The organism is Rhodoplanes sp. P11 (genome assembly GCF_964266735.1).
GTDB classification, from domain to species: Bacteria; Pseudomonadota; Alphaproteobacteria; order Rhizobiales; family Xanthobacteraceae; genus Rhodoplanes; species Rhodoplanes serenus.
Genome location: NZ_CAXWGY010000016.1, coordinates 227,211 through 245,950 on the forward strand (window position 1 = coordinate 227,211; position 18,740 = coordinate 245,950).

An 18,740-nucleotide genomic window follows, 5' to 3' on the forward strand; every position below is an offset into this window, starting at 1 on the left:
GAGCAGCGCGACGCTGCTCAGGTCCCAACTCAGAGGAACCAACCATGTCCAGCGCCGCCGTCGAGTCTCTGCTCGCCGACTTCAAGAGCCTGAAGACCGACCTGTTCCACAAGGACTTCCTGCTCACCTGGGAGCATCCGCTCGACGAGATCAAGGCGATCCTGACGCTCGCCGAGGCACTGAAGACGCTGCATCGCGACGGCATCTCGTACCGCGCCTTCGAGTCCGGCCTCGCCATCTCGATCTTCCGCGACAACTCGACCCGGACCCGCTTCTCGTTCGCGGCGGCGGCGAGCGCGCTCGGCTTCACCCTGTCGGAGCTCGACGAGGAGAAGAGCCAGATCGCCCACGGCGAGACGGTGCGCGAGACCGCCAACATGATCTCGTTCATGGCCGAGGTGATCGGCATCCGTGACGACATGTATCTCGGCGCCGGCAACGCCTACATGCGCGAGGTCGGCGAGGCGCTCACGGAGGGCACCCAGCAGGGCGTGCTGCATCGCCGCCCGAGCATCGTCAATCTCCAGTGCGACGTCGACCACCCGACCCAGGCGCTGGCCGATCTCGCCTGGCTGAAGAAGCACTTCGGCGGCCTCGACAAGCTCAAGGGCAAGAAGATCGCCATGACCTGGGCCTACAGCCCGAGCTACGGCAAGCCGCTGTCGGTGCCGCAGGGCATCATCGGCCTGATGACCCGCTTCGGCATGGACGTCAGCCTCGCCCATCCGGAAGGCTACGGCCTGATCCCCGAGGTGGTCGACATCGCCCGCAAGAACGCCGCCGAGACCGGCGGCAAGTTCGAGGTGGTCAACAGCATGGAGGACGCCTTCAAGGGCGCCCACATCGTCTATCCGAAGTCGTGGGCGCCCTATCAGGTCATGCAGCGCCGCACCGAGCTGCTGAAGGTCTCCGACAAGGACGGCCTCAAGGCGCTGGAGAAGGAGTGCCTCGCCAACAACGCCAAGTTCAAGAGCTGGGAGTGCGACCGCGCCAAGATGAACCTGACGCACGACAAGTCGGCGCTCTACATGCACTGCCTGCCGGCCGACATCACCGATGTGAGCTGCAAGGAAGGCGAGGTCAGCGCCGAGGTGTTCGAGCAGTATCGCATCCCCACCTACAACGAGGCGAGCTACAAGCCGTTCGTCATCAGCGCGCTGATGTTCCTCACCCGCCTGCGCGATCCGGCCGCCAAGCTGGAGCAGGTGGTGCGCCGCGCCAAGAGCCTCAGCCTCTGAGCCGAGGCCCTCACCGGAGCGTGTCATGACGAAGACCGTGGTGGTCGCGCTGGGCGGGAACTCGTTCATCTCGGACGAGACCCACCAGTCGGTGCCCGACCAGTACCGTGCGGCGGAGCGGGCTTGCGCCCAGATGGTGCCGCTCCTCCACGATCCCGACCTGCGCCTCGTGGTCACCCACGGGAACGGCCCGCAGGTCGGGTTCATCCTGCTGCGCTCGGAGATCGCCGCGCCGGCGCTGCATCAGGTGCCGCTCGACTCCTGCGTCGCCGACACCCAAGGGGCGCTCGGCTATCAGCTCGAGCGGGCCTTGCGCAACGAGCTGCGGCGGCACGGCCTCGCCCGCTCGCCCGCCGCCGTGGTGACGCTGGTGCTCGTCGATCGTGACGATCCGGCGTTCCGCAACCCGACCAAGCCGATCGGCTCGTTCCTGTCGAAGGAGCGCGCCGAGGAGCGCCGGGTGAAGGACGGCTGGGACGTGGTCGAGGACGCCGGCCGCGGCTGGCGGCGGGTCGTCGCCTCGCCGGTGCCGAAGGGCATCGTCGATCTCGACGCGGTGAAGTGCCTGCTCGACGCCGGCTTCGTGGTGATCGCGGCGGGCGGCGGCGGCATCGCGGTCGTCGAGGAGTCGAACGGCGACCTCACCGGCGCCTCCGCGGTCGTCGACAAGGACCTCGCATCGAGCCTGCTGGCCAAGCAGCTCGGCGCCGAGGTGCTGGTCATCACCACCGGGGTCGAGAAGGTGTGCCTCGACTTCGGCAAGCCGACCCAGCGGGCGCTCGATGCCATGACGGTGGCGGACGCCAAGCGGTACATGGCCGAAGGCCACTTCAAGCCCGGCAGCATGCTGCCCAAGGTGGAGGCCGTCGTCGCCTTCCTGGAAGGCGGCGGCAAGCAGGCCATCATCACCGACCCCGAGCACCTGGTCGACGCGCTCGCCGGCAAGACCGGAACGCACGTCACGCTGTGAGTGTCCCTTGCGAGCGGCGACGCCGCTCGACGCGACGAACGCCGCCCGGAGCGATCCGGGCGGCGTTTTCGTTGATGCCGCTCACGCCCCACGCATGCGCCGCGCCGACCCCTGGCCTCGGGCGGGCGGGACACCCGTTGCCTTGAACCGGGCTCCGCCCCACCGTACATCCAGCGGCCGAGAGGAGAACCCGATGTCCCATCCCGCCCTCGTGCCCGGAGCTGTCGCGGTCGTCACCGGCGGCGCCTCCGGCATCGGTCTCGCCGCCGCCACGGCGTTCGCCCACCGCGGGCTCGTCGTGTGCATCGCCGACGTCGGCGACGACCGGCTGGCCGAGGCCGCCGCCGCGGTGCGGGCAGCCGCGCCGGACACGACCGTGCTGACGCAGGTCACCGACGTCAGCCGGCGCGAGGATGTCGACGCCCTCGCCGCGGCGATGCACGCCCGCTTCGGCGGCACCGACGTGCTGATGAACAATGCCGGCGTGCAGCCGGGGAGCCGCATGTTCGGCGCCGAGGCGGTGTGGCAACGGGTCCTCGACGTCAACCTGTGGGGCGTCATCCACGGCTGCCAGGCGTTCGTGCCGGCCATGATCGCGCGCGGACGGCCGGGCCTCGTCGTCAACACCGGCTCCAAGCAGGGCATCACCACGCCGCCGGGCGATCCCGCCTACAACGTCTCGAAGGCGGGCGTGAAGGTGGTGACCGAGATGCTGGCGCACGAGCTGCGCAGCATCGAGGGCTGCGCCGTGACGGCGCATCTGCTCATCCCGGGCTTCGTGTTCACGCCGCTGACGGCGCGCGGCCGCACCGAGATGCCGCCCGGCGCCTGGACGCCGGAACAGACCGTCGCGTCGATGATGCACCACCTCGACGCCGGCGACTTCTACATCCTGTGCCCGGACAACGAGGTGCCGCGGGCGCTGGACGAGCGGCGCATCCTGTGGGCGGCCGGCGACATCGTCGAGAACCGGCCGGCGCTGTCGCGCTGGCACCCGGACCATGCCGAAGCCTTCGCGGCCTTCGTCAAGGCGGGCCGACCGCCGTCGTCGTAACGGCGAGACGCCGGCGGCGTGTGCCGCCGGCTGGTGATCAACTCGGTGTCATTCCGGAAGCCGCGAAGCGGCTGTCCGGAATCCAGCCGAGAGCTTGGAGTTTGCCGTTGGACGAGGCTTGCCGCTGGATTACGGGCTCGCCGCTGCGCGGCGCCCCGGAATGACGCGAACCGATCACCAGAAAACAGTACAGGCTCAGGGCGCGCGTCTCGCGCCCTCGCCATCAGGCCCAGGGGCGCGCCTCGCGCCCTCCTGCAAGAAGACCGGGCCGTCAGGCCCAGGGGCGCTGCTCGCGGGCCTGCTGCTCGAAGCTGGTGATGCGCGACTGTTTCTCCAGCGTCAGGCCGATGTCGTCGAGGCCGTTGAGCAGGCAGTGCTTGCGGTGCGGATCGACGTCGAAGCGGATCACACCGCCGTCGGGACCGCGAATCTCCTGCTTGGCGAGATCGATGGTGAGCCGCGCATTGGCGCCGCGCTCGGCGTCGTCGAACAGCTTCTCCAGGTCCTCGGGCGAGACCTTGATGGGCAGGATGCCGTTCTTGAAGCAGTTGTTGTAGAAGATGTCGCCGAACGAGGTGGAGATCACGGCGCGGATGCCGTAGTCGAGGAGCGCCCAGGGGGCATGCTCGCGCGACGAGCCGCAGCCGAAATTGTCGCCGGCGACGAGAATCTTCGCCTCGCGATAGGCGGGCTTGTTGAGGACGAAGTCGGGGTTCTCCGAGCCGTCGTCGCGGAAGCGCTTCTCGGCGAACAGGCCCTTGCCGAGCCCGGTGCGCTTGATGGTCTTCAGGTACTGCTTCGGAATGATCGCGTCGGTGTCGACGTTGATGGTCCGCAGCGGCGCGGCGATGCCTTCGAGAACGGTGAACGTGTCCATGCGGGCGGTCCTGGTCGGCGCGGTCCTGGTCGGCGCGGTGCTAATCGGCTCGGGTGCTGGTCGGCGCACGCTCGATCGGCTGGTCATGGACGCTCGGGGCGCCGGGGTCAAGTCGAGGAGCCACCGCAGAGGGGGCCGCCCGGCGGGCCGGGGGTCAAGTCGAGGAGCCGCCGCGGCGGTGGGGCGCCCGGCGCGCCGGAGTCAGCCGGCCGCCTTCTCGATCGCCGCCATGTCGTCGTCCGACAGCCCGAAGTGGTGGCCGATCTCGTGCACCAGCACATGGGTGACGATCGCCCCCAGGGTCTCGTCGTGCTCGGCCCAGTAATCCAGGATGGGGCGCCGATAGAGCCAGACCATGTTGGGCATCTGCACCGGCGCGCTGTCGGAGCGGAACGGCAGCCCGATGCCCTGGAACAGGCCGAGCAGGTCGAACTCGCTGTCCAGGCGCATGTGGTCGAGCACCTCCTCGGTGGGAAACTCGTCGACCTGGATCACCAGCCCGTCGCACATCCGGCGAAAACGGGCGGGCAGCCGCCGGAACACCTCGGTGGCGAGCACTTCGAACTCGGCCAGGCTCGGGGCCTTGATGGCGCGCCAGGCGAGCGGATCGGACAGCGGAGACACGGACGAAGATTCGGACATCGCTCTTTCGGGGCCGGGATCGGCGCGGCCGCGCCGCCGCAGCCGGTCGACCCGCCGCGCGGGCCGCACCGGCAGATTGACATGAACCGCGCCGATGCGCGAGGTTCGGCCGACAGGGGAGGGCCGATCATGCGGGGCATCAAGGTCGTCGGCGCGGCGCTGCTGGCGCTCGGTCTCCTGGTGGCCGCCGACAGCGGCACCGCGCTCGCGCAGTCCGGCCTGCGGGCCGACGAGCCCGCCCGCCGCGCCGCCCGGGCACCGACCCGCATCCAGGTCACCCCGACCCGCCGGCTCTACCGCGAATGCGTCGACTGGCTGGCGGTGGAGCGGCGCCCCTCCGGCGACGTCATCACGCCGCAGATGCGCTGCCGCTGGGCGTATCGCTGATCGGTCGCAGCCGGGCCGCCACGGACTTGCTCTAGCTCGGCCAGGCGCGCAGCGCCGTGTCGGCCACCTTGTGCAGCTCCTCCCGGGTGGCGCCACCGGCGGCGTGGACCGACATGCCCTCCAGCACGGTGGCGACGTAGCCGGCGAGCGCCGCCGGGTCGGCATCGGCGGGCAACTCGCCGTTCGCCTGCGCGGCCGCGAACCTGTCGCGCATCACCCGCTCGCCCTCGCAGCGGCACTCGACCATCTGGCGGTGGACGTCCTGCGCCATGTCGCTGCACGCGAGGGTGCCGCGCACCAGCAGGCAGCCCGGCGGGTTGGCCGGATCGGTCATGAAGTCGGCGGTGCCGTGCAGCAGCCGCTCCACCAACCCGCGGGCGGTCGGCTCCTTCATGGCGTCGTCCCAGAACGTGGTGCGCACCGACAGGTAGCGATCGAGGACCTTGCGGAACAGGCCCTGCTTGTTGCCGAAGGCCGCATAGAGGCTGGGCGGGTTGATGCCCATGGCCTGGGTCAGCTCGGCGATCGAGGCCCCCTCGAATCCGCGCCGCCAGAACACCGCCAGGGCGCGATCGAGAGCCTCGTCCATGTCGAACTCCCGCGGACGTCCCAGTCGCATGTCTCTCCACCTTCTTGTTTTTTACTGATCGTTATATAAGTCCCTTGACGGCGGCCGTCCACCACCCTTATGTAGCACTCACTACAAATTAGCTGGTGACGGAGCCTACCATGACACCCCCTCTCCGCCGACTTCTCATCGGCACCGCCGTGGCCGCCATTCTCGTGGGCGGAGCCGCCGGACTGATGCGGCTCGGCACCGGCGACGCGCGGTCGAGCAGCGGAGGCCCGGCCGCCGCCGCGCCGGTGACGGTGCCGGTCGCCACCGTGGCGCGCCGCGACGTCACGCTCTACGAGGAGTTCTCCGGCCGGCTGGAGGCGATCGAGCGGGTGGAGGTGCGGCCGCGGGTGGCCGGCGCCATCCAGAGCATCCACTTCGTCGAGGGCGCCCTGGTGCGCCAGGGCGATCTGCTGGTGACCATCGATCCCGCCCCCTACGCGGCCGAGGTGGCGCGCGCCGAGGCGCAGGTCGCCGCCGCGGAGGCGCGGCTCGCCCTCGCCCGCAACGACCTCGACCGCGGCCAGCAGCTGTGGACGTCGCGCACCGTGTCGCAGCGCGACCTCGACCAGCGCGTCAATGCCGAGCGCGAGGCCGCCGCCAATCTGGAGGCCGCCCGGGCCAGTCTCGCGACGGCACGCCTCAATCTCGGCTGGACCGAGGTGCGGGCGCCGGTCTCCGGCCGGGTCGGCCGCCAGGACATCACCGTCGGCAACCTGGTGGCGGCGGGCGCCGGCGCCCCGGTGCTGACCACCCTGGTGTCGACCGACCCGATCTATGCGGGCTTCAACGCCGACGAGCGCACGGTGGCGCGGGCGCTCGGCGGGCTCGACGGCAATGCCGATCCGCACACCGCGGTCGACCGCATCCCGGTGCTGATGGACGACCCCTCGCGCGACGAGCCGCGCCAAGGCTGGGTGCAGCTCATCGACAACCAGGTCGACGGGCGCACCGGCACGGTGCGGGTGCGGGCCGTGTTCGACAATCCCCGCCACACGCTGATGCCGGGCCAGTTCGTCCGCCTGCGGCTCGGCCGCGCCAAGACCGAGCCGGCGCTCCTCGTCAACGAGCGGGCGGTCGGCACCGACCAGGACAAGCGCTTCGTCCTGGTGGTCGGCGACGACGGCAAGGCGACCTATCGCACGGTCGCGCTCGGCGCCCATGTGGACGGCCTGCGGGTCGTCACCCGCGGGCTCGAGGCCGGCGAGCGAATCGTCGTCAACGGTCTTCAGAAGGTGCGGCCGGGCGCCACCGTCGATCCGAAGCCGGTGCCGATGGAGACGGCGGCCTGGACCACGCCCGACCCGGTGCGGGTCAGCGCGGCGACACCCTGACCTTCGCGCATCGCCGTCGGAGCCCACACCGCCGGCGACGACGACCGATGCGCGAACCGCGTCGCCCCGGGGCGACGCGCCGGGCGAGGCGGCGATCCGTGCGGCGCGGGCGGGAATGGCCCCCTTTCGTCCCGCCCGCCGGTGCGGCGCTCGCCTCGCCCCCTGCTCCGCCGCCGCCGGACCTCCGACGGCGACGCCGCTCGCGTCGACCCCCGAACCAGCGGACCCCCCATGTCGTTCTCGCGCTTCTTCATCGACCGTCCGATCTTCGCCGGCGTGCTGTCGGTGCTGATCTTCCTGGCCGGCCTCCTCGCCCTGCGGGTGATGCCGATCTCCGAGTATCCCGAGGTGGCGCCGCCCGCCGTGGTGGTGCGTGCCACCTTCCCGGGCGCCAACCCCAAGGTGATCGCCGAGTCGGTGGCGACGCCCATCGAGGAGCAGGTCAACGGCGTCGAGGGCATGCTCTACATGGAGAGCCAGGCGACCACCGACGGCGTGATGACGCTGACGGTGACGTTCCGGCTCGGCACCGATCCCGACAAGGCCCAGCAGCTCGTTCAGAACCGCGTCTCGCAGGCGGAGCCGCGGCTGCCCGAGGACGTCCGCCGCCTCGGCATCACCACGGTGAAGAGCTCGCCCGATCTCACCATGGTGGTGCATCTGCTGTCGCCGGACGACCGCTACGACGCCACCTATCTGCGTAACTACGCGGTGCTCAACGTGAAGGACCGGCTCGCGCGCATCACCGGCGTCGGCCAGGTGCTGATGTGGGGCGCCGGCGACTACGCCATGCGGGTGTGGCTCGACCCGCAGAAGGTGGTGGAGCACGGCCTGTCGGCCGGCGACGTGGTGCGCGAGATCCGCGCCCAGAACGTACAGGCCGCCGCCGGCGTCATCGGCGGCCCGCCCAACGCCGCCGCGCTCGACTTCCAGCTCTCGGTCAACGCCCAGGGCCGGTTGCAGAGCGAGGAGGAGTTCGGCGAGATCGTGGTGAAGACCGGCACCGCCGGCGAGATCACCCGGCTGCGCGACATCGCCCGCATCGAGCTCGGCGCCTCCGACTATGCGCTGCGCTCGCTGCTCGACAACAGGCAGGCGGTGGCGATCGGCATCTTTCAGTCGCCCGGCTCCAACGCGCTCGCCATCTCGGAGGGCGTCCGCCGCGCCATGGCTGAGATGAAACCCGCGATGCCGGACGGCGTCGACTATTCCATCGTCTACGACCCGACCCAGTTCATCCGCGCCTCCATCGAGGCGGTGGTGCACACGCTGCTCGAAGCGATCGTGCTGGTGGTCCTGGTGGTGATCCTGTTCCTCCAGACCTGGCGCGCCTCGATCATCCCGTTGCTGGCGGTGCCGGTTTCGGTGGTCGGTACCTTCGCGGTGATGTACGCCTTCAGCTTCTCGATCAACGCGCTGACGCTGTTCGGCCTGGTGCTGGCGATCGGCATCGTGGTCGACGACGCGATCGTGGTGGTCGAGAACGTCGAGCGCAACATCGAGAACGGCCTGTCGCCGCGCGAGGCGAGCTATCGCGCCATGGCGGAGGTGTCCGGGCCGATCGTGGCGATCGCCCTGGTGCTGGTCGCGGTGTTCGTGCCGCTCGCCTTCATCAGCGGCCTCACCGGCCAGTTCTATCGCCAGTTCGCGCTCACCATCGCGATCTCGACGGTGATCTCGGCGATCAACTCGCTCACCCTGTCGCCGGCGCTCGCGGCCCTGCTGCTGAAGTCGCACGACGCCCCCAAGGACATCGTGTCGCGCGGCCTCGACCGCGTGCTCGGCTGGTTCTTCCGCGGCTTCAACCGTGCCTTCGGGCGCGCCTCCGCATCCTATGGAACGAGCGTCGGCGGCGTGATCCGCCATCGCGCCGTGGCGATGGCGATCTATCTGGTGCTGATCGGCGTCACCTTCGGGCTGTTCAAGGCGGTGCCGGGTGGCTTCGTGCCGGGCCAGGACAAGCAGTACCTGATCGGTTTCGCCCAGCTTCCCGACGGCGCCACCCTCGACCGCACCGAGGCGGTGATCCGGCGGATGAGCGACATCTCGCTGAAGACGCCCGGCGTCGAGCACGCCATCGCGTTCCCGGGCCTGTCGATCGCCGGCTTCACCAACTCGTCGAACGCCGGCATCGTGTTCGTCGGCCTCACGGCCTTCGAAGAGCGCCGCAGCCCGGAGCTGTCCGGACCGGCGATCGCCCGCACCCTCAACCAGAGCTTCGCCGGGATCGACGAGGCGTTCGTCGCCATGTTCCCGCCGCCGCCGGTATCGGGCATCGGCACCATCGGCGGCTTCAAGCTCCAGATCGAGGATCGCGCCGGCCGCGGCTACGCGGCCCTCAAGGAAGCGACCGATGCCTTCCTGGCACGCGCCGCGCAGGCGCCCGAGCTGATGGCGATGTTCTCCAGCTATCAGATCAACGTGCCGCAGCTCCACGCCGACATCGACCGCGTCAAGGCGCGCCAGCTCGCGGTGCCGGTGGCCGACGTGTTCGAGACGCTCCAGACCTATCTGGGCTCGGTCTACGTGAACGACTTCAACACCTTCGGCCGCACCTACTCGGTCCGCGTTCAGGCCGACGCGGGGTTCCGTGCCCGCCCGGAGGATCTGGGTGCGCTGCGGGTGCGCTCGACGACCGGCGAGATGGTGCCGCTCGCCGCGGTGCTCCAGGTGAAGCCCACCGCCGGCCCCGAGCGGGCGATGCGCTACAACGGCTTCCTGTCGGCCGACATCAACGGCGCCGCCGCGCCCGGATACTCGACCGGGCAGGCCCAGGCGGCGATCGAGCGCATCGCCGCCGAGACGCTGCCGCCGGGCTTCGCGTTCGAATGGACCGAGCTGACCTATCAGGAGATCCTGGCCGGCAACTCGGGCGTCATCGTGTTCCCGATCGCGGTGCTCTTGGTGTTCCTGGTGCTCGCCGCGCTCTACGAGAGCCTGACGCTGCCGCTCGCCATCATCCTGATCGTGCCGATGGGCTTGCTCGCCGCCATGACGGGCGTCTGGCTCGGCGGCGGCGACAACAACATCTTCACCCAGATCGGGCTCATCGTGCTGGTCGGCCTGTCGGCCAAGAACGCCATCCTGATCGTCGAGTTCGCCCGCGAGCTGGAATTCGCCGGGCGCCGGCCGGTGGAGGCCGCCATCGAGGCGAGCCGGCTGCGGCTGCGGCCGATCCTGATGACCTCGATGGCGTTCATCATGGGCGTGCTGCCGCTCGTCACCTCGACGGGCGCCGGCGCCGAGATGCGCCAGGCGATGGGGCTCGCCGTGTTCGGCGGCATGATCGGGGTGACGATCTTCGGCATCTTCCTGACGCCGGTGTTCTACGTGCTGCTGCGGGCGCTGACCGGCAACCGGCCGCTCAAGCATCTGGCCGGCCCACCGACGGACGCCCCGCCCGCCGCGGTGACGCCCGGATCACCGGCGCATCCGCCGGCCGCGGCGTCGCAGGAGCCGGCGACGCTGGCCTGAGACGGCGCTGGCCTGAGCCGACGGCGCGACTGCGGCCGCGCCGTCTCGGCCTCACTTGGCGTCCGGCCTCACGCCCCGGCGGGGGCGTGACGGGCCGCGAACTCGTGGAGGCTGTAGCTCTGCCCCTCGGGGTCGACGATGGCGATGTCGGTCACCCCCTCGCCCAGCAGCTCGTCCGCCTTCTTGATGGCCGCCGCGGGGGACTCCCGCCTCAGGGTCAGCGCGCCGGCCGTATCGTGGCCGGTGATCAGGTAGGGCATCGGCACCTCGCTCACTAGAGCATTTTCCGGCGAAGTGGACGCCGGTTCGCCGTCGAAAATGCGATCATGCAAAGACTTCTAGAGCGGAACACGATCCAGTTGGATCGGATTCCGCTCTAGAACTGCCGACCACCATACAATCTTCACGCCCGGCAGGCGACGGGGCCGCGACGCGACGCCGCCACGTGCGGCTCGTCCCCACGCTCTCGGGACGGGTGCCGCGAGGCACTTGCCCGCTTGTGGCGTGGCGCCGGGAGGCGTACGCTTCGGGGGCGGCTCCGGGAGCGGCATCGACCGCCGCCCCGCCCACGCCGAAGCAGTGGCGGGCCGCGGACCAGGGGTGACGCGCATGGCGGGTCCGTCGTTCCCCTCGGCGTTGCTGTGGCCCATGCTGGCGGCCGTGTCGGCCAGCGAGGCGACTGCCGCCTTCTTGCATGAGATCGCCCGCAGGACCGCCACCGAGGAGGCGCTGCGGCCCCCCCTGGTGCGGCCCGACTGGGCTTCCGACAATCGCGTGGTGCTCGAGCTGCCGACCCTGCTGCTGCGTGATTTCTCCACGACGCAGGAGCCGCAGGACGCCGCCTCGAACCATCCGGACGCCACCCCACCCCCCACCCTGATCTGCGCCCCCTATGCGCTGCACGGCGCCACCGTCGCCGACTTCGCCCCCGGCCACAGCCTGGTCGAGGCCCTGCGGGCCGCCGGACGGACCCGGCTCCATCTCGTCGAATGGCGCTCGGCAACGCCGGCCATGCGCGACTTCGGCATCGACACCCTGCTGGCCGACCTCAACGTCGCAGTGGACGCCTTCGACGAGCCGGTCGATCTCGTCGGCATCTGCCAGGGCGGCTGGATGGCGCTGCTGTTCGCGGCGCGCTTTCCCGGCAAGGTGCGGCGGCTGGTGATCGGCGGTGCGCCGCTCGATGTCGCGGCCGGCGACTCCGGCCTGTCGCGGCTCGCCGGGACGACGCCGCTGTCCGGCTTCGCGGATCTGCTGCGGCTCGGCGACGGGGTGCTGCTCGGCCAGCTCATGCTCGGCCTGTGGGGCCCGGCGCCGACGTCGCCGACGGCCATCCGCCGCGAGCTCCAGCTCGGCGAGGCCGACGGCGGCCGGCACGACGGCGCCCGGCACGACGGTGCGCCCGTCGACGCCGCCGAGGCGGCGCTCATGCAGCGGTTCCGCGACTGGTACGACTGGACCGTCGACCTGCCCGGCACGTACTACCTCCAGGTCGTTCAGTGGCTCTACAAGGAGAACCGGCTGGCGCGCTCGGCCCTCACGGCGCTCGGCCGGCGTATCGATCTGTCCGCGCTGCGGCTGCCGGTGCTGCTGCTCGCCGGCCGCGACGACGCGCTGGTAGCGCCCGCCCAGGTCACCGGCATCCTCGACCGGCTCGGCACGCCGCCGGAGGGCCGGGCCGCCCTCGTGGTGCCGTCGACCCATCTGGGCCTGTTCATGGGCCGCACGATCCTGGCCGAGACTTGGCCCGGCATCGTCGCCTGGCTCGATCGCCCGGTCGCGGCCCCGGCCCTCGCGCCGGCCTGACCGGAAGCTCGTCCGCACGCCCGCAGCCGACCCGCGGTGGCGATCGCGCCCGGGCCACCCTATATCCGACACTCCGGTCGAATGGGTGCCATGAGCGATCTCGAAAACGATCTCGAAAAGAACCGCTTTTCCGCGCGCGCCCGGCGCTATGCCCGGGTCGGCGCCAATGTGGGCGGGGTGGCGGCCCGGCTGGCCGCCAATCGGCTGATCAGCGGCAGCCACGACCGCGAGAGCGGCGCCGCCGATCTCGCGGCCGCCCTCGGCGGCCTGAAAGGGCCGATCATGAAGGTGGCCCAGCTGATGGCCACCATCCCGGACCTGCTGCCGCCCGAATACGCCGCCGAGCTGGCCAAGCTCCAGAGCGAGGCGCCGCCCATGGGCTGGGCCTTCGTCAAGCGCCGCATGCAGGCCGAGCTTGGCCCCGATTGGCAGACGAAGTTCGCGGCGTTCGAGCACAAGCCGGCCGCCGCCGCCTCGCTCGGCCAAGTCCATCGCGCCCGCGCCCACGACGGCGCGCAGCTCGCCTGCAAGCTCCAGTATCCCGACATGCAGTCGGCCGTGGAGGCCGACCTCCAGCAGCTCGGCTGGCTGTTCGCCCTGCATCGGCGCATGGACCCGGCGATCGACACCAGCGAGATCGCCAAGGAGATCGCGGCGCGGGTGCGCGAGGAGCTCGACTATGCCCGCGAGGCCAAGCACGTCCGGCTCTACAAGACCGTGCTGGCCGACGTGCCGATCGTCCGCGTGCCCGGCGTGCGGCCGGAGCTGTCGACCAAGCGCCTCCTCACCCTCGACTGGCTCGACGGCGACAAGCTGCTCGCCTTCAAGACCGCCGATATCGAGACCCGCAACCGGCTCGCCACCGCGCTCTATCGCGCCTGGTGGCTGCCGTTCAGCCGCTTCGGCGTCATCCATGGCGACCCGCATCTCGGCAACTACACGGCCTATGCCAAGCCGGACGGCGAGGTGGTCGGCATCAACCTGCTCGACTACGGCTGCATCCGCATCTTCCCGCCGCGCTTCGTGTCCGGCGTCGTCGACCTCTATCACGGGCTCCAGAAGAACGACCGCACCCAGATCGTCGCCGCCTACGAGGCGTGGGGCTTCCGCGGCCTCTCTCACGAGCTGATCGACATCCTCAACATCTGGGCCAAGTTCATCTTCGGCCCGGTGATGGAGGACCGGGTGCGCACCATCGCGGACGGCGTCAAGCCCGGCGAGTACGGCCGGCGCGAAGCCTTCGTGGTCCACCGCGCCCTCAAGGAGAAGGGGCCGGTGACCATCCCGCAGGAGTTCGTGTTCATGGACCGCGCCGCCATCGGGCTCGGCGGAGTGTTCCTGCATCTGGACTCGCGGCTCAACTATCACCGGCTGTTCAACGAGGCGATCGAGAACTTCTCGGTGGCCGAGGTGGCGGAGCGCCAGCGCGTCGCCCTCGCCGACGCCGGCCTGCCCACCCCGGTGCCGTCGACCGCGGCCTGAGAGCCCGCCACTACCGCGCGCGCCGGCGCCATGCCGGGCGTGCCCGGCCTTGCCACCATGCCGGACTTGCGCCCGGTGCCGTCGCCAGTCCGCCGCGAACCCGCTACATCTGCGCGGCCGCGACGCCCGCCCGGCGCCGCGCCTTGAAGCTATAGCGCAACGAATATAGGATCGCCGGCATGGCGACGACCGTGGCAGCCTTATCGCAAGCCGGTCCCGATACGCCGGCCGACATCGCCCCGATCGCGGCGGTGAGCGGGGCGGCGGGTTCCGTCGTTCAGGCGGTGCTGGCCTCCTTCGCGGCGCGGCGCGCCGCCGAAGGGCTGCGGGTGGTCGGCCTCGTCGAGGAGGCGGTGTGCGGCAACGGCACCTGCGACGGCCTGTTCCTGCGCGATCTCACCGATGGCCGGCGGGTGTCGATCAGCCAGGACCTCGGCCCCGGCTCCACCGCCTGCAATCTCGATCCGGGCGGCCTCGCGGCCGCCTGTGCGCTGGCCCAGGCGGCGATCGCGGCCGGCGCCGATCTGGTGATCCTGTCCAAGTTCGGCAAGCAGGAGGCGGACCGGCGCGGTCTCACCGAGGCGTTCCAGGCCGCCATCGCGGCCGATCTGCCGGTGGTCACGGCAGTAGCGCCGCCGCTCGCCGACGCCTGGGCGGCCTTCGCCGGCCCGCTCGCGACCGCGGTGACGGCCGACGCGGAGGCGCTGGAGACGTGGTGGCGGCGCTACCGCGCCGGCCAGGACGGAGCCGCCGAGGCGGGCTGACGGCCCGGCCGAATCTCCGGCCTCTCGGGCTGGCCGGGCTCGCCGTGGCGCGCCAGCAGGGCGGCCCGCACGGCCGGGGTGTCGAGCAGTGCCGCGGCGGCCCGGTGGATGGCGGCGGGCGACGCCTCCGGCTGCGTCCGGACATCGTGGACCACCCGGGCCGGACGTCGCGACAGCACCACCAGCCGGTCGGCCAGCCGCACCGCCTCGGTGACGTCGTGGGTGACGAACAGGACGGCGGCGCCGTCCCGGTCCACCGCACCACGAACGAGGTCCTGGAGATCGCGGCGCAGGCCGACGTCGAGGGCCGCGAAGGGCTCGTCCATCAGCACCAGGTCGGGCTCCACCACCAGGGCGCGGGCGATCGCGGTCCGACCCTGCATGCCGCCCGACAGCGCGGCCGGCCGCTTGCGCAGATCGGCCGGCGAGAAGCCGAGCCGGCCCAGCAGGGCGGCGGCGCGCGCCCGCCGCTCGGCCGGCGCCACCCCGCGGGCCGCCAGCGCGAAGGCGACATTGTCGAGCGCCGACCACCACGGTAGCAGGCGCGGCTCCTGGAACACCACGGCGGTGCGGGCGAAGCGGTTGACGACGCGCCCGGTGGAGGGCGCCGCGAGCCTGGCGGCGAGCCGCAGCAGCGTGGTCTTGCCGCAGCCGGAGGGGCCGAGCAGCACGACCAGCTCGCCGGGCGCCACCGCGAGATCGAAGTCGTCGAGCACCGGCCCGTCGGCATAGCGAAGCCCCACCCGCTCGAACCGCAGCATCGCTCACCCCGCCGCCGACACCGGCGCCGCGGAGCGCCGTCCCGCCATCAGGCGCCGCAGCGGCGCCAGGATCAGGCCATCGCAGACCAGCAGCACCGCCACGACCAGGAGAATCCACGCCATCGTCTCGACCAGATCGAGATGCGCCCGCGCCGTCGCGATCCGGCCGCCGATGCCGACGCCGCCGCCCAGCACCTCGGCCATCACGGCGACCTTGAAGGCGAGCGCCAGCGCGGTGGCGAGCGCCGGCAGCAGGTGGTCGAGAAGCTGCGGCAGGATCAGCATGCGCAGCCGCAGCAGCAGCGGCGCGCCATACACGGTCGCCATCTCGCCGAGCCGCGGATCGCGGGCCGCGAGCCCCTGGAACGCCGCCGCGAACACCACCGGCATCGCGGTCACCAGCACCGTGAAGGCGGGGGCGCCGCCGCGCGGGCCGAACCACAGGAGCGCCAGCACCACCCAGGCGATCGGCGGCACCCCGAGCGTCACGGTGACGACCGGCCGTAGCGCCGCCCCGAGCGGGCCGACCAGGCCGCCGGCGATGCCGAGCCCGGCCCCGACCAGCGCCCCGGCGAGCCAGCCGCCGAGCGCATTGCCGGCGGTGACGGCGAGCGCCGGCCAGGCGTCGCCATCGGCCAGCAGGGCGGCGAGCCGCGCCCCGGCCTCGGCCGGGGCCGGCAGCACGAACGGCCCGAAGGCGCGGTGGCCGGCCTCCCAGGCGAGCCCGAGAGCCAGCAACCCGAGCCCGCCCCAGAGCCAGGAGACCGCCCGCGCCATCGCTCCTGCGGCCATCACAGGTCGAGATAGAAGGCGTCGTCGGGCAGCCGCCCGCCGAGGGCCTCGGGCGACAGCGCCAGGATGGCGCCGTAGAAGGTCTCCAGCTCGTCCTTCAGGGCCCGGGCCGAGACGGCGTCGACGTTGAAGTGGGCGAGCGACCGCTCGAACAGCGGCGCCTTGGTGGCCATGGTGCGCTCGGCCAGCGCGGCCGCCTCGCCGCGGTTGGTCAGCACCCAGTCCTTGGCGGGCACGAGCCCCGCCCGCAGCGCCGCGACCAGCGCGGGCGCCTCGTCGATCAGGCTCTGGTGTAGGGCGACGCCCGCCATCGGGATGCGCGGCCGGCCGAAATGCCGCCCCCACTCGGCCTGGAGGCTGACGGCGCGGCGCAGGGTGCGACCCTGCTGCTGCGCCATGGCGATGGCGGCGGTCGCCGACGGCTCCGACAGGATGGCCGTCGCGGCACGGCCGGCGGCCAGCATCTGGGCCGCCTCCATGGCGGTCTGGGCATAGGTCAGGGTCATGTCGCGATCGGGATCGAGCCCGGCGCGCCGCACCAGGGTGCGGAAGACGAGGTCCGGCATGTCGTTGCGGAAGAAGCCGACGACGGGCCGGCCGCGCAGGTCGGCGAGCGCGCCGATCCCCTCATCGGCGGTGACGATCGACAGATGCCCCATGCTGAGCACGCACAGGAGCCGCATCGGCAGGCCGCGATTGGCGAGATTGGCGGGCACGTGGGTCGGCGTGGTGATCAGGCGCGAGCGGCCCGACACCAGGCCGGCGCGCAGCTCGTCGGCGTCGCGCCACAGCCGGAAGCTGGCGCCGGGCGCCGCGGCGGCGAGCCCGCCGCTCTCCAGGAGGCGCACCAGCACGATGGTCGAAGCGTTGGGGGCGCCCAGGATCTCCAGCCCCTCGACCGGGCGGGCGAGGCTCGGCCGGCCGAGCGCCAGGGTCGCGGCACCGGCGGCGCCGCAGGCGAGAAGGCGTCGTCGCGTCAGCATGGTGTTCGATCGTCCACAAAAGCTGTGGGCGGACCGGGGCCCGCCATCCTATATAAATCATGATATAGGATCGACAGCCGCGGGAGAAGCCCGACATGCGCGCCGGGAGGCCGGACGAGACGAGGCGCAGGACCATCGGGGCGAGCGATCAAACGCAAACGGCCCGGGGCGAGGCCCGGGCCGTCCGTCGTCTCGACAGGATCGCGTCGTCGACTGGACTCGTCGCGGCGCGGTTCGCTTCAGCGGACCCCGATCATCACGTCCGAGGCCTTGATGACCGCGCAGGCGGTCTGGCCGACCGCGAGACCCAGCTCCTCGACCGCCTCGTTGGTGATCGCCGCGGTCACGACGGCGCTGCCGATGTCCAGGCGAACATGGGCCGTGGTGGCCCCCTTCCGGATCTCGACGACCTTGCCTTCGATCACGTTGCGGGCGGACAGCTTCATGGCAGTACCTCGACGAACAATACGAGCCCCTGCACCATGCCGGGGCACGGCTTCCAATGTGTAGCGATCCGAGCCTAGCACACCAGAAGGTTGCCGTCGCCCACTTCTCCCCACTCCCACCTGCCTTAATCGTTCTGCCCACCCCCCTCGCCTCGTTCGCCGTCTCCCGGAGTCTTCCCCATGCTGCCTGCCGCCTACGCGGACCACGCCCTCGACGCCCTGCTGGCCGACGACGTCCCTTTCGGCGACCTGACCACCTGGGCGCTCGGCATCGGCGACGCCCCGGCCCGCATGACCTTCTCGGCCCGCGGCCCGATGGTGCTGGCGCTCTCCGAGGAGGCGGCGCGGCTCATCGCCCGGCTCGGCGGCCGGGTCGATCTCATGGCGCGCTCGGGCACGGCGCTCGCGGCCGGCGACCCGATCCTCACGGCGACCGGGCCGGCCGCTGTCCTCCACCACGGCTGGAAGGTCGCCCAGACGCTGATCGAGATCGCCTCCGGCATCGCCACGACGACACGGGCCATTGTCGACGCCGCCCGCGCCGTCGCGCCCGACATCGCCGTGGCCGGCACCCGCAAGACCGTGCCGGGTGCCAAGGCGCTGTCCGTCAAGGCGCTGATGGCGGGCGGCGGGGTGCCGCACCGGCTCGGCCTGTCGGAGACCGTGCTGGTGTTCGCCGAGCACCGCCGCTTCCTCGCCGACCTCGCGCCGGCCGACATGGTGGGGCGGCTGCGCCGCGCCGCGCCCGAGAAGGCGATCGTGGTCGAGGTGGCCACCGTCGACGAGGGCGCCGCCTGGGCAACCGCCGGCGCCGACGTGATCCAGGCCGAGAAATTCGCGCCCGAGGCGGTGGCGGCGCTGGTGGAGCGGCTGCGCCAGGCGGCGCCGCGCGTGGTCGTGGCGGCGGCCGGCGGCATCGGTCCCGGCAACGCCGCCGCCTATGCGGCGGCGGGCGCCCGGGTGCTGGTCACCTCGGCGCCCTGGACGGCAGCGCCGCGCGACGTCGCCGTCCATCTCGGGCCGCCGGCGGCGGCCGCCGCGATCGGCTTCGTGCGGCCGGGCGGCAGCGCTCCTTGACGGACGGCCGGAGTCGCGGGGCTGGCGCGTTTCTGGC

The 18,740-nt window shown here is 71.8% G+C and carries 18 protein-coding genes; 10 read left to right on the forward strand and 8 right to left on the reverse strand.

The features are described from left to right. Positions 1 to 44 precede the first annotated feature (44 nt). The 3 genes from ygeW to ACFQUV_RS12825 all read left to right on the forward strand — a co-directional run bounded on the left by ygeW (position 45) and on the right by ACFQUV_RS12825 (position 3,262). Positions 45 to 1,238 carry a knotted carbamoyltransferase YgeW gene (ygeW, locus tag ACFQUV_RS12815; RefSeq protein WP_129611467.1) on the forward strand — a complete coding sequence of 398 codons (1,194 nt, stop codon included), beginning with the start codon at positions 45 to 47 and terminating at the stop codon, positions 1,236 to 1,238. 25 nt (positions 1,239 to 1,263) lie between these two features. Next, complete coding sequence (locus ACFQUV_RS12820) at positions 1,264 to 2,208, forward strand: carbamate kinase (RefSeq protein ID WP_129611468.1); 945 nt, start codon at positions 1,264 to 1,266, stop codon at positions 2,206 to 2,208. Between the two features lie 193 nt (positions 2,209 to 2,401). Next, the gene (locus ACFQUV_RS12825; protein WP_129611469.1) at positions 2,402 to 3,262 is read left to right on the forward strand and encodes an SDR family NAD(P)-dependent oxidoreductase; all 861 of its coding nucleotides are present in this window, start codon (positions 2,402 to 2,404) and stop codon (positions 3,260 to 3,262) included. Between the two features lie 271 nt (positions 3,263 to 3,533). Here ACFQUV_RS12825 and leuD read toward each other — a convergent pair whose 3' ends face one another. Together leuD and ACFQUV_RS12835 are read right to left on the reverse strand one after the other, a co-directional pair. Continuing rightward, a complete protein-coding gene (gene leuD, locus ACFQUV_RS12830; protein WP_111388451.1) occupies positions 3,534 to 4,139 on the reverse strand; it encodes a 3-isopropylmalate dehydratase small subunit in 606 nt (201 codons plus the stop codon). A gap of 201 nt (positions 4,140 to 4,340) precedes the next feature. Beyond that, positions 4,341 to 4,781, reverse strand: a complete 441-nt coding sequence (locus ACFQUV_RS12835) for a metallopeptidase family protein (RefSeq protein WP_111388449.1) — start codon at positions 4,779 to 4,781, stop codon at positions 4,341 to 4,343. A gap of 129 nt (positions 4,782 to 4,910) precedes the next feature. On the opposite strand from ACFQUV_RS12835, the gene ACFQUV_RS12840 reads away from it, so the two are divergent. Then, entirely contained in the window at positions 4,911 to 5,168 is a 258-nt protein-coding gene (locus ACFQUV_RS12840) for a hypothetical protein (protein ID WP_129611470.1), read from the forward strand. 31 nt (positions 5,169 to 5,199) lie between these two features. Here ACFQUV_RS12840 and ACFQUV_RS12845 read toward each other — a convergent pair whose 3' ends face one another. After that, positions 5,200 to 5,787: a TetR/AcrR family transcriptional regulator gene (locus tag ACFQUV_RS12845; RefSeq protein WP_129611471.1), complete on the reverse strand. Its 588-nt coding sequence runs from the start codon at positions 5,785 to 5,787 to the stop codon at positions 5,200 to 5,202. A 110-nt stretch (positions 5,788 to 5,897) separates the two neighbouring features. Between ACFQUV_RS12845 and ACFQUV_RS12850 the strand changes: the two genes are divergently transcribed. Together ACFQUV_RS12850 and ACFQUV_RS12855 are read left to right on the forward strand one after the other, a co-directional pair. Further along, complete coding sequence (locus ACFQUV_RS12850) at positions 5,898 to 7,118, forward strand: efflux RND transporter periplasmic adaptor subunit (RefSeq protein WP_129611472.1); 1,221 nt, start codon at positions 5,898 to 5,900, stop codon at positions 7,116 to 7,118. A gap of 231 nt (positions 7,119 to 7,349) precedes the next feature. Further along, a complete protein-coding gene (locus ACFQUV_RS12855; RefSeq protein ID WP_129611473.1) occupies positions 7,350 to 10,592 on the forward strand; it encodes an efflux RND transporter permease subunit in 3,243 nt (1,080 codons plus the stop codon). 68 nt (positions 10,593 to 10,660) lie between these two features. On the opposite strand, the gene ACFQUV_RS12860 is transcribed toward ACFQUV_RS12855, so the two are convergent. Further along, positions 10,661 to 10,852 carry a hypothetical protein gene (locus ACFQUV_RS12860; protein WP_129611474.1) on the reverse strand — a complete coding sequence of 64 codons (192 nt, stop codon included), beginning with the start codon at positions 10,850 to 10,852 and terminating at the stop codon, positions 10,661 to 10,663. Between the two features lie 349 nt (positions 10,853 to 11,201). Here ACFQUV_RS12860 and ACFQUV_RS12865 point away from each other — a divergent pair, with 349 nt between their 5' ends. The 3 genes from ACFQUV_RS12865 to ACFQUV_RS12875 all read left to right on the forward strand — a co-directional run bounded on the left by ACFQUV_RS12865 (position 11,202) and on the right by ACFQUV_RS12875 (position 14,644). Next, on the forward strand, positions 11,202 to 12,398 hold the full coding sequence (locus ACFQUV_RS12865) for an alpha/beta fold hydrolase (protein ID WP_129611475.1): 1,197 nt from the start codon (positions 11,202 to 11,204) through the stop codon (positions 12,396 to 12,398). A 90-nt stretch (positions 12,399 to 12,488) separates the two neighbouring features. Further along, positions 12,489 to 13,880, forward strand: a complete 1,392-nt coding sequence (locus tag ACFQUV_RS12870; RefSeq protein WP_129611476.1) for an AarF/ABC1/UbiB kinase family protein — start codon at positions 12,489 to 12,491, stop codon at positions 13,878 to 13,880. 179 nt (positions 13,881 to 14,059) lie between these two features. Beyond that, on the forward strand, positions 14,060 to 14,644 hold the full coding sequence (locus ACFQUV_RS12875; protein WP_129611477.1) for a DUF2478 domain-containing protein: 585 nt from the start codon (positions 14,060 to 14,062) through the stop codon (positions 14,642 to 14,644). Here ACFQUV_RS12875 and ACFQUV_RS12880 read toward each other — a convergent pair. From ACFQUV_RS12880 to ACFQUV_RS12895, 4 genes are all read right to left on the reverse strand, one after another. After that, positions 14,605 to 15,405, reverse strand: coding sequence for an ABC transporter ATP-binding protein (locus tag ACFQUV_RS12880; protein ID WP_129611478.1), 801 nt, complete (start codon positions 15,403 to 15,405; stop codon positions 14,605 to 14,607). The two genes, ACFQUV_RS12875 and ACFQUV_RS12880, sit on opposite strands and share 40 nt — an antisense overlap. A gap of 3 nt (positions 15,406 to 15,408) precedes the next feature. Further along, positions 15,409 to 16,197 (reverse strand): ABC transporter permease, encoded by a 789-nt coding sequence (locus ACFQUV_RS12885; RefSeq protein ID WP_207211607.1) that lies wholly within the window; start codon positions 16,195 to 16,197, stop codon positions 15,409 to 15,411. Then, positions 16,197 to 17,180: an ABC transporter substrate-binding protein gene (locus tag ACFQUV_RS12890; protein WP_129611479.1), complete on the reverse strand. Its 984-nt coding sequence runs from the start codon at positions 17,178 to 17,180 to the stop codon at positions 16,197 to 16,199. Before ACFQUV_RS12890 ends, ACFQUV_RS12885 begins: the two co-directional genes overlap by 1 nt. Positions 17,181 to 17,419: 239 nt before the next feature. Further along, positions 17,420 to 17,626 (reverse strand): molybdopterin-binding protein, encoded by a 207-nt coding sequence (locus tag ACFQUV_RS12895; RefSeq protein WP_111388523.1) that lies wholly within the window; start codon positions 17,624 to 17,626, stop codon positions 17,420 to 17,422. Positions 17,627 to 17,809: 183 nt separating this feature from the next. Between ACFQUV_RS12895 and modD the strand changes: the two genes are divergently transcribed. Then, positions 17,810 to 18,703: a ModD protein gene (gene modD / locus ACFQUV_RS12900; protein ID WP_371851754.1), complete on the forward strand. Its 894-nt coding sequence runs from the start codon at positions 17,810 to 17,812 to the stop codon at positions 18,701 to 18,703. The last annotated feature ends 37 nt before the right edge of the window (positions 18,704 to 18,740 follow it).

Coding starts and splice junctions, on each gene's coding strand:
- ygeW (WP_129611467.1), top strand. CDS start 45: ATGTCCAGCGCCGCCGTCGAGTCTCTGCTCGCCGACTTCAAGAGCCTG.
- ACFQUV_RS12820 (WP_129611468.1), top strand. CDS start 1,264: ATGACGAAGACCGTGGTGGTCGCGCTGGGCGGGAACTCGTTCATCTCG.
- ACFQUV_RS12825 (WP_129611469.1), top strand. CDS start 2,402: ATGTCCCATCCCGCCCTCGTGCCCGGAGCTGTCGCGGTCGTCACCGGC.
- leuD (WP_111388451.1), bottom strand. CDS start 4,139: ATGGACACGTTCACCGTTCTCGAAGGCATCGCCGCGCCGCTGCGGACC.
- ACFQUV_RS12835 (WP_111388449.1), bottom strand. CDS start 4,781: ATGTCCGAATCTTCGTCCGTGTCTCCGCTGTCCGATCCGCTCGCCTGG.
- ACFQUV_RS12840 (WP_129611470.1), top strand. CDS start 4,911: ATGCGGGGCATCAAGGTCGTCGGCGCGGCGCTGCTGGCGCTCGGTCTC.
- ACFQUV_RS12845 (WP_129611471.1), bottom strand. CDS start 5,787: ATGCGACTGGGACGTCCGCGGGAGTTCGACATGGACGAGGCTCTCGAT.
- ACFQUV_RS12850 (WP_129611472.1), top strand. CDS start 5,898: ATGACACCCCCTCTCCGCCGACTTCTCATCGGCACCGCCGTGGCCGCC.
- ACFQUV_RS12855 (WP_129611473.1), top strand. CDS start 7,350: ATGTCGTTCTCGCGCTTCTTCATCGACCGTCCGATCTTCGCCGGCGTG.
- ACFQUV_RS12860 (WP_129611474.1), bottom strand. CDS start 10,852: ATGCCCTACCTGATCACCGGCCACGATACGGCCGGCGCGCTGACCCTG.
- ACFQUV_RS12865 (WP_129611475.1), top strand. CDS start 11,202: ATGGCGGGTCCGTCGTTCCCCTCGGCGTTGCTGTGGCCCATGCTGGCG.
- ACFQUV_RS12870 (WP_129611476.1), top strand. CDS start 12,489: ATGAGCGATCTCGAAAACGATCTCGAAAAGAACCGCTTTTCCGCGCGC.
- ACFQUV_RS12875 (WP_129611477.1), top strand. CDS start 14,060: ATGGCGACGACCGTGGCAGCCTTATCGCAAGCCGGTCCCGATACGCCG.
- ACFQUV_RS12880 (WP_129611478.1), bottom strand. CDS start 15,405: ATGCTGCGGTTCGAGCGGGTGGGGCTTCGCTATGCCGACGGGCCGGTG.
- ACFQUV_RS12885 (WP_207211607.1), bottom strand. CDS start 16,197: ATGGCCGCAGGAGCGATGGCGCGGGCGGTCTCCTGGCTCTGGGGCGGG.
- ACFQUV_RS12890 (WP_129611479.1), bottom strand. CDS start 17,180: ATGCTGACGCGACGACGCCTTCTCGCCTGCGGCGCCGCCGGTGCCGCG.
- ACFQUV_RS12895 (WP_111388523.1), bottom strand. CDS start 17,626: ATGAAGCTGTCCGCCCGCAACGTGATCGAAGGCAAGGTCGTCGAGATC.